This is a genomic window from Serratia sp. Sp408 (genome assembly GCF_057180665.1).
The window spans coordinates 278,778-291,933 of record NZ_JBXUFT010000003.1; the positions used below are offsets into that span (position 1 = coordinate 278,778).

The 13,156-nt window shown below is 57.8% G+C and carries 11 protein-coding genes; 2 read left to right on the forward strand and 9 right to left on the reverse strand.

The features are described 5' to 3' along the window. Positions 1-108: 108 nt before the first annotated feature. Genes dgoD through AC2AXP_RS13705 form a run of 4 tightly spaced genes read right to left on the reverse strand, consistent with a single transcriptional unit; the run spans position 109 to position 3,440 of the window. Positions 109-1,257: a galactonate dehydratase gene (gene dgoD / locus AC2AXP_RS13690; RefSeq protein ID WP_004957008.1), complete on the reverse strand. Its 1,149-nt coding sequence runs from the start codon at positions 1,255-1,257 to the stop codon at positions 109-111. Beyond that, positions 1,254-1,871, reverse strand: coding sequence for a 2-dehydro-3-deoxy-6-phosphogalactonate aldolase (locus AC2AXP_RS13695; RefSeq protein ID WP_004957005.1), 618 nt, complete (start codon positions 1,869-1,871; stop codon positions 1,254-1,256). Before AC2AXP_RS13695 ends, dgoD begins: the two co-directional genes overlap by 4 nt. Beyond that, positions 1,855-2,748, reverse strand: a complete 894-nt coding sequence (locus AC2AXP_RS13700) for a 2-dehydro-3-deoxygalactonokinase (protein ID WP_484381757.1) — start codon at positions 2,746-2,748, stop codon at positions 1,855-1,857. Before AC2AXP_RS13700 ends, AC2AXP_RS13695 begins: the two co-directional genes overlap by 17 nt. Further along, positions 2,745-3,440, reverse strand: coding sequence for a FadR/GntR family transcriptional regulator (locus AC2AXP_RS13705; protein ID WP_004957001.1), 696 nt, complete (start codon positions 3,438-3,440; stop codon positions 2,745-2,747). Before AC2AXP_RS13705 ends, AC2AXP_RS13700 begins: the two co-directional genes overlap by 4 nt. A gap of 246 nt (positions 3,441-3,686) precedes the next feature. Between AC2AXP_RS13705 and AC2AXP_RS13710 the strand changes: the two genes are divergently transcribed. Next, the gene (locus AC2AXP_RS13710; protein ID WP_273868461.1) at positions 3,687-4,292 is read left to right on the forward strand and encodes a helix-turn-helix transcriptional regulator; all 606 of its coding nucleotides are present in this window, start codon (positions 3,687-3,689) and stop codon (positions 4,290-4,292) included. Next, complete coding sequence (locus tag AC2AXP_RS13715) at positions 4,289-5,257, forward strand: threonine/serine dehydratase (protein ID WP_004956997.1); 969 nt, start codon at positions 4,289-4,291, stop codon at positions 5,255-5,257. Before AC2AXP_RS13710 ends, AC2AXP_RS13715 begins: the two co-directional genes overlap by 4 nt. Before the next feature lie 194 nt (positions 5,258-5,451). Here the strand turns inward: AC2AXP_RS13715 and yidA are convergent, their stop codons facing one another. From yidA to dnaA, 5 genes are all read right to left on the reverse strand, one after another. Further along, positions 5,452-6,267, reverse strand: a complete 816-nt coding sequence (yidA, locus tag AC2AXP_RS13720) for a sugar-phosphatase (RefSeq protein WP_004956995.1) — start codon at positions 6,265-6,267, stop codon at positions 5,452-5,454. A gap of 131 nt (positions 6,268-6,398) precedes the next feature. Then, a complete protein-coding gene (gyrB, locus tag AC2AXP_RS13725; protein ID WP_198774084.1) occupies positions 6,399-8,813 on the reverse strand; it encodes a DNA topoisomerase (ATP-hydrolyzing) subunit B in 2,415 nt (804 codons plus the stop codon). 18 nt (positions 8,814-8,831) lie between these two features. After that, a complete protein-coding gene (gene recF, locus AC2AXP_RS13730; protein WP_004956992.1) occupies positions 8,832-9,920 on the reverse strand; it encodes a DNA replication/repair protein RecF in 1,089 nt (362 codons plus the stop codon). A 63-nt stretch (positions 9,921-9,983) separates the two neighbouring features. After that, positions 9,984-11,084: a DNA polymerase III subunit beta gene (gene dnaN, locus AC2AXP_RS13735; protein WP_004956990.1), complete on the reverse strand. Its 1,101-nt coding sequence runs from the start codon at positions 11,082-11,084 to the stop codon at positions 9,984-9,986. A gap of 4 nt (positions 11,085-11,088) precedes the next feature. Further along, positions 11,089-12,480, reverse strand: a complete 1,392-nt coding sequence (gene dnaA, locus AC2AXP_RS13740; protein ID WP_071586645.1) for a chromosomal replication initiator protein DnaA — start codon at positions 12,478-12,480, stop codon at positions 11,089-11,091. Positions 12,481-13,156 lie beyond the last annotated feature (676 nt).

Genomic DNA, 13,156 nt, shown 5'->3' on the forward strand with positions numbered 1-13,156 from the left:
CTCACGCTAATTATTTGCAGGTGGGCGCCCAGCCACGGCGAAACCTCAGCCGGGCGCTGTCGAGGTAAAGCTATTGAGTAAATTTAATTATTATCGGTTAAGCCGGGTTTACCACTCGGCCACCGCGCCGTCGGGATAGCGCCACACCGGGTTGCGCCAGTCGGCAGCCTGCTTGCTGCGCTCAATCACCAGCTCTTCGTTGATTTCCACCCCCAATCCCGGCTTGCTTGGCGGATAGAAGTGGCCATCAGCCATGGCGAAATCATCCTGGTTGAGTACGTAATCCAGCAGCTCGGCGCCCTGGTTGTAGTGAATACCCATGCTTTGCTCCTGGAACACCGCGTTGCGGGAGACGAAATCCACGTGCAGACAGGCGGCAAGCGCAATCGGCCCCAGCGGGCAGTGCGGCGCCAATGCCACGTCGTACGATTCCGCCATCGCGGCAATCTTGAAGCATTCGGTAATGCCGCCGGCGTGAGACAGGTCCGGCTGAATAATGGCCAAGCCACCGTCGGCCAGCACCCGTTTAAAATCAAAGCGCGAATACATCCGCTCACCGGCAGCAATGGGAATATGCGTTTGCGCCGCCAGCCGCGGATAGTATTCCGCCTGCTCGGCCAATACCGGCTCCTCGATAAACAGCGGGCGGTACGGCTCCAGCTCTTTGATTAATACCCTGGCCATCGGCGCATCGACCCGACCGTGGAAATCCAGGCCAAATTCGATCTTGTTGCCAAACGCTTCGCGGATCTGCGCCACCACCGCCACCGCCGCGTCGATTTTGCGTGAATTGTCGATGATGCCCATCTCTTCACAGCCGTTGAGCTTGAAGGTATCGAAGCCAATCTGCGTCAGTTTCTCAATGCCGGCAATCACCTCGGCAGGGCGATCGCCGCCAACCCAGCTGTAGGCCTTGATTTTATCGCGTACCAGGCCACCCAGCAGCTGATACACCGGCACCCCCAGCGCCTTGCCCTTGATATCCCACAGCGCCTGATCGATACCGGCAATCGCGCTCATCAGTATCGGCCCGCCGCGATAAAATCCGCCGCGATACAGCGTTTGCCAAATATCATTGATACGCGCCGGATCCTGCCCGACCACATATTCGGCAAGCTCGTGCACCGCCGCTTCGACGCTGCGTGCCCGCCCTTCAATCACCGGCTCGCCCCAGCCGACAATGCCCTCGTCGGTTTCAACTTTCAGGAACATCCAGCGCGGCGGCAGCCGATAGGTGGTCAGTTTGGTTATTTTCATCGTGTGGCTTCCTTATAGGCTCGAACGAAAGCGGCGGCCTGCTGCGCAGTGCGTTCCAACGGCTGGCCGGCGCGGTACAGATCGCTGCCCAACCCAGCACCAACGCAACCGGCGGCCAAATACTGATGCAGATTTTCCGGCGTAATGCCGCCGACGGCGAAAACCGGCACCTGTGGCGGCAGCACGGCTTTCAACGCTTTGATGTAATCCGGGCCAAACGACAGCGACGGGAAGATTTTCAACGCCTGCGCGCCGGCATCCAGCGCGTTGAACGCTTCAGTGGCGGTGGCGCAACCGGCGCAGACCGTCATGCCAAGCGCTACCGCCCGGCGAATCACCGCCGGTTGGGTATTCGGCGTCACCACCAGTTTGCTTCCCAGCGCGGCCAGCTGTTCCACCTGTGGCACCTGCAATACGGTGCCTGCGCCGATCAGTGCACCCTCGCCGAAGTTCCTTACCGCTTCGCCAATGCTGACCGCCCATTCTGGCGAGTTCAGCGGAATTTCGATCGCGTCGAAACCGGCGTCCAGCAACGTCTGTATGTGAGCGCCGGCTTCCGGCGGCGTAATGCCACGCAGAATGGCAATCAACGGCAATTCAGTCTTCCAGCTCATTGGCAATGCTCCTGATCCCAGTTTGAAAAGCGCGGTCGCCATCCAGCGTGCGATAGCGTATGCCCGCCATGTCGAACGCCCGGCCGTAGCGTTGCGCCAGCGTCGGATTACCGATCACCGTTAACGCGGTATGCGCCGCCAGCGGATATTGCTGCTGCATTTGCGCCACTTCGTTGCCAATCAGCAAACCGGACAGCCAATCGCTGACCGCGCTTTTTTCCAGTTTTCCCAGCAGATGAGCGGCGCGGGTTTCAAATAGCCGCCTCACCAGATGGCGCTCGCCAAGCCCTGCCGCCAACCCGCGCTCAAACACCTGCGCATCGGGCCGTTGTTCGCCGAGTCCAACGCCAATCAGCGACTGGCTTAGCAGCAGGTGGTGCAGCTCGCCGGTCATTACGGTGCGAAAGTCCACCAGCGTATCGCCGTCCATCTGCACCCATTTGCTGTGGGTGCCCGGCATCACGTACAGCGGTGACGGCAGTTCGGTATGAGCGCCCAACAGTTGGGTCTCTTCACCGCGCATCACGTTACAGTTATCCTCGCCGTTGACGCAGATGCCCGGAATGATCCAGGCGCGATACGGCAACGCCTGCTCTACCGCGATCGCCTGGCGAGCGAGACCGGTCAGCGGCGAGGGGCACGGCAGATAAGGTGCCTGCAACCAGCCGGCATTGCTGCCGATCATCCCCGCCATCACCACCGGCAGCGGCCGTTGCCAGCGCGCCATCAGTTCGTCGAATACCTGCTGCGGCGTGCGGCCGCCGAGCCGGGTAACGCCGGCCTCGGAGCGCACGCTGTCCACGCATGCGCCATTTTCATAACGCCAGGCGCGCAGGTTGGTGGAACCCCAGTCAATCGCGATAAAGCCGTTGCTCATAGCATGTCCTTTAACCTTTTGGTCGAGCTGGCGATCATGGTGAGCGCCGCCCGTTCGGCGGCATCCGCATCCTGATGGCGAATGGCGTCATACAAATCCTGATGCTCGCGCAGAGTACGCGGCATGTTGTCTTCGTCCGGCATATAGGTGCGATCAAACACCGCACGCTGCAATGAACTGATCGCTACGCTGAGCTGCTGCAACACCGGGTTGTGCACCGCCGCCAACACCGCTTCGTGGTAGCGAATATCGGCCTCGTTAAACAGTTCGCGCTCCTGATGATGGGCAATCATGTCGTTCAGCGCCGCTTCTATCACCGCCAGTTCGCTGGAGGTGGCGCGCTCCGCCGCCCAACGTGCGATGGTCGGTTCCACCAGGTTGCGCACTTCGCTCATTGCCGCTATCAGCCGTGGGTCATAATCCTGCGCCAGTACCCAGTTCAGCACCTCGGTATCCAGATAGTTCCACTGGCTGCGCAAGGTGACAAAGGCGCCGCGGTAGCGTTTGACCTCCACCAGCCGCTTGGCCATCAGCGCGCGCAGCACTTCCCGAATGATATTGCGCGACGTTTCAAACTCTTCGCACAACTCCGCTTCGGACGGCAGCGCCGCCCCCGGTACGTACTTGCCGCCGACGATCTGCTGGCCAATGTCGATGATGATGCGGTCGGTTTTACTGATCTGCTGCTTCATGGTTGCTCCGTATTTTCGCCTGCGGGAAATGGCTTCACTTTACTCCGCTGGCGCTATTGGTTCCTGCGATTGCAGCACAATCTTTATCATCTCACCGCTAACACTCGGACGATTGTAGTACCAAGATTATATGTTGTACTACAATCTGGATCACAAAATAGACAATAGCTGATTTTGTCATTATGGCGATTTACAGATTGGATTAAAAAGTACAGTATGGATTTTTAAGTCTAAATGAGTCTGGTCATGTTAAGCCGTTATCACGCCATCGCCGATGCTATCGCCCTGCTGTTTTCCCCTTATGCCGAAGTGGCGATCCACGATCTCGCCAGCCAAACGCTGGTCTACATCGCCAATAACCGCTCGCAGCGTAAAATCGGCGAAGCCTCCAATATGAGCGAGTTACAGCAGGATCGTCATTTGCAGGTGCTGGGCCCCTATCTGAAACGCAATTGGGACGGCAGTCAGCTGCGTTCGATCAGCGCGGTATTGCGCGACGATCGCGACCAACCGATTGGCCTGCTGTGTATCAATCTGGATATCAGCGTGTTGGAAGGTGCCAAAGCCGCGCTGGAGACATTCCTTGCCGGTAACGCCTTGCAGCCGCAGCCAGAGGTGCTGTTTCAGGATGACTGGCAAGAACGCATCAATACCTTTGTGCATAACTGGCTGCAACAACGGCAGCAAACGCTGGCTACGCTGAACGGCGCCGGCCGACGCGCGTTGGTGGAGGCGCTGTATCACGAGGGGGCTTTCAAGGGTAAAAACGCCGCCGGCTACGTGGCGAAGATTCTTGGCATGGGCCGTGCCACCGTCTACAACTATCTGAAAAATACAAAGGAATCATTATGAGCCAGTTATTTGACCAGATTGTCACCGCGCATCAACAGCTGCGTCCACAGGTTCGCGTGACGCCGCTGGAGCGCAGCATCCTGCTGTCGCAGCAGTTGGGCTGCGAACTGTGGCTGAAATGCGACCACTTGCAGCACACCGGCTCATTCAAGTTTCGCGGCGCCAGTAACAAGCTGCGGTTGCTGTCCTCGCAGCAGCAGCGCGATGGGGTGATCGCCTCTTCCAGCGGCAATCATGGCCTGGCGGTAGCGCAAGCCGGTAAGCTGATGGGCATCGGCGTGACGGTCTACGTACCGGAAAACGCCGCTTCGGTGAAGGTTAACGCCATTCGCGCGCTGGGCGCCGAAGTGATACTGATCCCTGGCGATGCGCTAAATGCCGAAATAGCTGGTGAACAGGCAGCTAATGAGCAGAAAAAAGTGTATATCTCGCCGTATAACGATTTACAGGTGGTCGCTGGCCAAGGCACCTGCGGCATGGAACTGGTGGAACAGCAGCCGGATCTCGACGCGGTGGTGGTAGCGGTCGGTGGCGGTGGTTATATTTCGGGAATTGGCAGCGTATTGCGGCGTTTGTCGCCGAAAACCCAGCTGATAGCCTGCTGGCCGGAAAATTCAACCGCCATGTACAGCGCTCTGCAGGCTGGTCACATTCACCCGGTCGATGAGCAGGATACGCTGTCCGACGGCACCGCCGGCGGCGTCGATCCGCAGGCCGTCACCTTCCCGCTGTGTCAGCAACTGATCGACCGCCAGGTGCTGGTCAGCGAAGCGGAAATCAGACAGGCCATGCGCGCCATCGCCGCCAGCGACCGCTGGATTATTGAAGGGGCCGCCGGTGTCGCATTGGCTGCCGCCATCAAACTGGCGCCGGAGTTGCAGGGCAAAAAGGTCGCCGTGGTGCTGTGTGGCAAAAATATCGTATTGGAAAAATACCTGGCAGCCATCGACGATGCGCATTCTTGACCGCAGCAAATACTGGCCGCATTCGATGCAGATACCGTCACGACGTTGCTGAAGCAAGGCTTGAACGGGTAAACAGGAGCTGGCGAGCGCGCTGACCAGCAGGGCGGATATTCTACTGGTCGATGCGCAGGATCAGTGTACGAAATATGGCGAGATCGCCACGGCTGTAACGGGCGCCAAAGCGCCCCGACTCGTCAGGCGTTGAGCACAAATTTTTCGATGGCGCGCGCCACGCCGTCTTCGGTGTTGCTGCTGGTAACGAACTGCGCCACCTGCTTCAGTGCCGGGATCGCATTGCCCATCGCCACGCCAACGCCGGCAAACTCAATCATCGCGGTGTCGTTGGCCTGATCGCCCAATGCCATCACGTTTTGCTGAGCAATACCCAGATGATCGGCCAGCATTTTCACGCCAGCGCCCTTGTCGACCTTTTTATGCAGAATTTCCAGATAGTAAGGCGCACTTTTCAGTAGGGTGTACTGCGCCAGCGTTTCCGGCGGAATGCGCGCAATGGCGCTGTCGAGTAACTCCGGTTCGTCGATCATCATCACTTTTGGGAAGCGCATGTTGCGATCCATTTCATCCACGCTGCGATATTTCAACGGGATGCCGGTCATCTCCGCTTCGTGCACGGTGTATTTGCCGATATCTTTGTTTGGCGTGTAAAGGGTATCAAAATCAAACGCCTGGAAATGCACTCCCAGCTGACGTGCCAGTTGTTCAAAATGCAGATAGTCGTCGAAGCCCAACGTTTCCTGCAGAATACAGGCCCCGTCCACCGCTTGCAGCACCAAGGCGCCATTATAGGTTATACAGAAATCATTGCCGCCCTGGATATCCAACTGACGCAAATAGTCTTGCACGCCAACGTAAGGCCGCCCGGTCGCCAGCACCACATGCACCCCTTTGCGGCGTGCTGCGGTAATGGCCTGCTTCACTGCCGGAGTAATCTGATGCTGCGGGTTGAGCAGCGTGCCGTCCATATCTATTGCAATCAGTTCAATCGCCATGCGTACTTCTCCGAATTGATCCAGTATCAGCCCATGCTAACGCGTTTCAGCCTGCGGTGTCAGCGGCTAAGAAAGCAAAAAAAATCCGCGCGGGTTGCCCGGCGCGGATTTTGACAGCGACCGACAGCCGCTTAGATATCGATGTTCGCCGCTTTCAGGGCGTTTTCTTCGATAAATGCACGACGCGGTTCAACCGAATCGCCCATCAAGGTGGTGAACAGCTGGTCGGCGGCAATGGCATCCTTCACCGTCACGCGCAGCATGCGGCGACTTTCCGGATCCATGGTGGTTTCCCACAGCTGCTCCGGGTTCATTTCGCCCAGACCTTTATAGCGCTGTACCGCCAGACCACGACGAGACTCTTTCACCAGCCACTCCAGCGCCTGTTCGAAGCTGTCGACCGGTTGGCGACGTTCGCCACGTTCGATGAACGCGTCGTCTTCGATCAGGCCGCGCAGTTTCTCGCCCAGTTGACAAATCTTGCGGTATTCGCCGCCGTGAATGAAATCGAAGTCCAGCGGATAATCGGTATCGACACCGTGCGTACGAATGCGCAGCGTCGGTTCGAACATCTGGCGCTCACGGTTTTCAACCATCACGTAGCCGTAGCTGCTGCCATGCTGTTCTTTTTCGTTCAGCAGGTTCACCAGTGACTCGATCCAGGCTTGTACCTTGGCCTGATCGCCGAGATCATCTTCCGCCAGCGTTGGCTGATAGATCAGATTGTTCAGCAGTGCGCGTGGATAACGACGCTCCATGCGGCCAATCAGTTTCTGCACGCTGTAATGCTCCGCCACCAGTTTTTCCAGCGGTTCACCTGCCAGCGCTGGCGCGTGGGCATTGGCGTGCAGCGTTGCACCGTCCAGTGCGATGGCGATCTGATACTGATCCATCGCGTCATCATCTTTAATGTACTGTTCCTGCTTGCCTTTCTTCACTTTGTACAGCGGCGGCTGAGCAATGAACACGTGACCGCGCTCAATGATTTCCGGCATCTGACGGTAGAAGAAGGTCAGCAGCAGCGTACGGATGTGCGAACCATCGACGTCGGCATCGGTCATGATGATGATGCTGTGATAGCGCAGCTTGTCCGGGTTGTATTCGTCACGGCCAATGCCGCAGCCCAGCGCGGTGATCAGCGTCGCCACTTCCTGCGAAGACAGCATTTTGTCAAAGCGCGCTTTCTCGACGTTGAGGATTTTACCTTTCAACGGCAGGATCGCCTGGTTCTTGCGGTTACGCCCCTGCTTGGCAGAGCCGCCCGCAGAGTCCCCTTCCACCAGATACAGTTCGGACATCGCCGGGTCGCGTTCCTGGCAATCCGCCAGCTTGCCCGGCAGGCCGGCCAGATCCAGCGCGCCTTTACGACGGGTCATTTCACGCGCCTTGCGCGCCGCTTCACGCGCGCGGGCCGCATCGATGATTTTGCCGACGACGATTTTCGCATCGTTCGGGTTTTCCATCAGGTAATCCACCAGCTTCTCGTTCATCAGCGACTCAACCGCGGTCTTCACTTCCGAAGACACCAGTTTGTCCTTGGTCTGGGACGAGAACTTGGGATCCGGTACCTTGACCGACACCACGGCAATCAGACCTTCACGCGCATCGTCACCGGTGGCGCTGATCTTGGACTTCTTGCTGTAGCCTTCCTTGTCCATGTAGTTGTTCAGGGTACGGGTCATCGCGGCACGGAAACCGGCCAGGTGCGTACCGCCGTCGCGCTGCGGAATGTTGTTGGTGAAGCAGTAGATATTTTCCTGGAAGCCGTCGTTCCACTGCAACGCCACTTCCACGCCGATATCGTCCTTCACGGTGGAGAAGTAAAACACCGTCGGGTGAATTGGCGTTTTGTTTTTGTTCAGATACTCGACAAACGCCTTGATACCGCCTTCGTAGTGGAAGTGGTCTTCTTTGTCATCGCGCTTGTCTTTCAGGCGGATAGATACGCCGGAGTTGAGGAACGACAGTTCACGCAGGCGTTTCGCCAGAATGTCGTACTGGAATTCGGTCTGGTTGGTAAAGGTCTGGTAGCTCGGCCAGAAACGCACCGTGGTGCCGGTCTGCTCGGTTTCGCCGACCACTTTCAGCGGCGTTTGCGGCTCGCCGTGGCTGTAGGTTTGCTCGTGAACCTTGCCTTCGCGGCGGATCACCAGCTCCAGCTTCTCGGACAGGGCGTTAACCACCGAGACGCCCACGCCGTGCAGGCCGCCGGACACCTTGTAGGAGTTATCGTCGAACTTGCCGCCGGCGTGCAGCACGGTCATGATGACCTGTGCGGCAGAAACGCCTTCCTCTTCGTGGATCCCGGTCGGGATACCACGGCCATCATCCTGCACCGAAACCGAATTGTCGGCGTGGATGGTGACCTGAATGTCACTACAGTGGCCAGCGAGTGCTTCGTCGATAGCGTTGTCCACAACCTCGAATACCATGTGGTGCAGACCGGTGCCATCATCGGTATCGCCGATATACATGCCCGGGCGCTTGCGCACCGCATCCAGCCCTTTTAATACCTTGATACTTGAGGAGTCATAAGAATTCGACATCAACGTTTCTCGCTCATTTTAGTCCTGTGGTTGAACCTCTATTTTACCCTGTTCCACGCGGAACATCTTGCCCTTTTCACCCACCATGTCGGTCACTTGTTCAGCGCTGACTGCGCTGACAAAGACTTGAGCCTGGGTGGCTTTCAGGCGATCGGCCAACAGCCGGCGTCGGCCGGTGTCCAGCTCGGAGGCAAAATCATCAATCAGATACAGGCAACGCCGCCCGCTCTGCCGGGTGAGAAACTCACCCTGCGCCAAGCGCAACGCGCACATCAGCAGCTTGAGCTGACCGCGCGACAATAAATCCTCTACCGGCGTGCCGTCGGCACGAATGCGGAAATCCGCCTTGTGCGGCCCTACCGCGGTATAGGTCAGTGCCCTGTCGCGTTCAAACTGGCGCTCCAACAGCTCGCCATAGTCGCTTTCCTTATCCCAGCCGCGCTGGAAGGAGAAGCTCAGGGCAAATTCGGGCAGAAACTGCGCGCAGGTCGCAGTGATATCCGCGGCGATTGCGTCGCTGTAGGCTGCCCGCCAGTCGCTGATGCGCTCGGCCAACGGGATCAGTTCCTGATCCCAGGCGCGAATCTGCGCATAGCGGCTCACCTGGCGCAGCGCGGCATTGCGCTGCTTCAGTAACCGTTTCAGGTTGCTCCAGGCGGTGAAAAAACCGGGTTCGTTGTGAAAACATCCCCAGTCCAGGAACGCGCGCCGAAACTTCGGCCCGCCGTTTAGCAGGGTAAAACCTTCGGGAGTGATCAGTTGCATCGGCAATAGCTGAGCGAGCTCCGCCACTTTGTGGCCGTCGCTGCCATCGATGCGCACCTTGCTGTCCCCCTGGCGGCTTTTACTCAGGCCGACCGACAGTTCGCGTTCGCTGCCGCTGTCTACCCGGCCATGCAGTACGTATTCCGGCTGGTCATGGCGAATCACCCGCCCAGCCTGCAAACTGCGAAAGGCGCGGCCGTGTCCGAGGGTATAAACCGCTTCAAGCACGCTGGTCTTGCCGCTGCCGTTGGCACCCACCAGGAAGTTAAACCCCGGCGCCGGCGCCAAATCCGCCGATTCGATATTGCGGAAGTCTTTAATCAGTAAACGCGTTAATGCCATGCCAATTCCATCACCGGGAAATTACGCTCTATGTGAGGGCGTTATCGATAGCCCGGGTATCGATCAGAGACGCATTGGCATCACGACATAGGCGGCAGACTTGCTGGCGCCGTCTTCGATCTGCACACTGGACACCGAGTCGGTCAACAGCAGACGCACGTCTTCGCACTTCAGCGCGTTCAATACGTCGAGCACGTAACTGACGTTGAAGCCGATTTCCATTTCGGTGCCTTCGTAGATCACGTCGAGAATTTCTTCTGCCTCTTCCTGTTCCGGGTTGTTGGCAGTGATCTTCAGCTGGTTATGGCTGACGTACAACCGCACGCCGCGGAATTTCTCGTTCGACAGGATCGCCGCGCGGGCAAACGCCTGCTTCAGCAGATCGCAGCCGGCCTCCAGCGTTTTGTCCGGGTTCTTCGGCAATACGCGGCGATAGTCAGGAAAACGACCGTCAACCAGCTTCGAAGTAAAGATGAAGTCGCCAACGTGAGCGCGGATGTTGTTACTGCCGATCTGCAGTTGCAACGGCGTGTCTCCGCCGTCCAGCAGACGCACCAGCTCCATCACGCCCTTGCGCGGTACGATCACCGAATGCGACGGCAGTTGCTGGCCTATCGGCATCGCACACACCGCCAGACGGTGGCCGTCGGTAGCGACGGTACGCAGCTCTTCCCCTTCGGTTTCGAACAGCATGCCGTTCAGGTAATAACGCACGTCCTGATGGGCCATCGAAAACTGGGTCGCTTCAATCAGGCGTTTCAGCGTAGCCTGCGGCAAGGTGAACTCCACCTCGCTCTGCCAGTCGTCCAGGTTGGGGAAATCCGCCGCCGGCAGCGTAGACAGCGAGAAACGGCTGCGGCCGGAGCGCACCAGCATCCGCTCGCCGTCGAGCTGCACGGTGATTTCGGCGCCTTCCGGCAGGCCACGGCAGATATCAAAGAATTTACGCGCGGGGACGGTAGTCGCGCCCGCTTCATGGGGTTGAGACAGGGCAACGCGCGCCACCATCTCCATCTCCAGATCGGTACCGGTCAACAGCAGGGAGCCTTCCGTCACCTGCAACAGCAGGTTACCCAGAATCGGCAACGTTGGGCGACCGCCCAGTGGGCTGCTCACCTGTTGCAGCGGTTTTAGCAGATGCTCACGTTCGACGATAAATTTCATAGCGCTATGAAGATAATGTTCTGATTAAGTTGGAGAAATCTTCTTTGATGTCGTGACTTTCCTCACGCAGCTGCTCAATCTTCCGGCAGGCGTGCAACACCGTGGTATGGTCGCGGCCACCAAACGCATCGCCGATTTCTGGCAGGCTGTGGTTGGTGAGCTCCTTCGCCAACGCCATCGCCATTTGGCGCGGACGGGCGACGGAACGCGAACGCCGCTTGGACAGCAGATCCGCGACTTTGATTTTATAGTATTCCGCCACCGTCTTCTGGATATTGTCGATGGTGACCAGCTTTTCCTGCAATGCCAGCAGATCGCGCAGCGCTTCGCGCACGAAATCAATGGTAATGGCACGGCCGGTAAAGTTTGCATTGGCGATCACGCGGTTCAGCGCCCCCTCCAGCTCACGCACGTTGGAGCGCAAACGCTTGGCAATAAAGAACGCCACCTCGCCCGGCAGACGAATGTTGTTCTCGTCGGCCTTCTTCATCAGAATCGCCACACGGGTTTCCAGTTCCGGCGGCTCGATGGCCACCGTAAGCCCCCAGCCGAAACGCGACTTGAGGCGATCTTCTACCCCGTTGATCTCTTTTGGATAGCGATCCGAGGTCAGGATGATCTGTTGATTGCCTTCCAATAGTGCGTTGAAGGTATGGAAAAACTCTTCCTGCGAACGCTCTTTATTGGCAAAAAACTGGATGTCATCGATTAACAGCGCGTCGACCGAACGGTAATAACGCTTAAATTCTTCGATGGCGTTGTTCTGCAAGGCTTTGACCATGTCCTGCACAAAGCGTTCCGAATGCATATAGACCACTTTGGCGTTGGCCTTGCGCGCCATGATGCCGTTGCCAACCGCGTGCAACAGGTGGGTTTTACCCAGGCCGGTGCCGCCATACAGGAACAGCGGGTTGTAAGCGCCGCCGGGATTGTCCGCCACCTGGCGTGCCGCCGCGCGCGCCAGCTGGTTTGACTTACCCTCGACGAAGTTGTCGAACGTGTGTTTGGGGTTGACGTTGGAGCGATAGGACAGCTCCGGCTGCGGTGCCGCATTATCCCAGCTCGGCCGCGAAGGCGCGGCAGTACGCGCCACCGGCGCCGCCGGTGCGCTGCGGCTTTCGGCCACCGCCTGGCTGACGGCTTGAACCATCGGTTTGCTGCCCACTTCAAAACGCAGCAACGGGGCGTCGGTACCGCAGAAATCGTTCAGCAGTCCATTGATGTTGTTTAAGTATTTATCGCGGACCCAGTCCAGCACAAAGCGATTGGGCGCATACAGCGCCAGGGTGTTGTCACTCAGTTCCGCCTGCAATGGGCGTATCCACATACTAAATTCTGTGGCAGGTAACTCATCCTGCAATCGGGCAAGACACTGCTGCCAAAGCGAAAGTGACACGGCGGACTCCACTCGAACAAGATCAATAAAAGAAAAGAATCAGGCTACTTTTTTATAACTCATGATTTTTGACACACGCCCGGCATCGGCTGACCGCCTGGGGGCATGCGAACCGCCTTTCACGGTTTATGTCCTGCACGATCCCCGGCAGGAGATCGCGATCGGAATGACGGATCATAGCGCAAACGGAGCAAGAGATCCTCCCCTTCATCACAGATTAGATCCATTTTATCCACAGCCCCCGGCAGACGGCGATCTTTTCGCCCGTCAGGCGGCAATCACCGTGCGATCTCGCACGTTGCCGCACCGGCGCGCCCTCGCAAACAGGTTATACCTGGTTATCCACGGAAGATCTTTCATTTATATGCCAGGATCGCGCGGGGATCCTTGCGATTTAACCCCGAGTCCGTATAATCTTCGCCCTACGTGTGATACCTGGTTCCTTATATGGTGCGTTATTAGCCAGACGGGATTCTGCGGTGACCACGGGCCAATCGCGGGTTTGACTCGCCATTGGCAAGCAACCAGGTAGGCTATACCCAACGGATTTCACGCTGCAGGCAACGCCCGCTGAAGCAGGAAAGATGACGGGATGGCGTGATGTGAATTGACTCAGGACTGTACAATTATTACAATCCCGCCTCTTTATGTATTGCGATTGAGGCGTCGGTCGTCT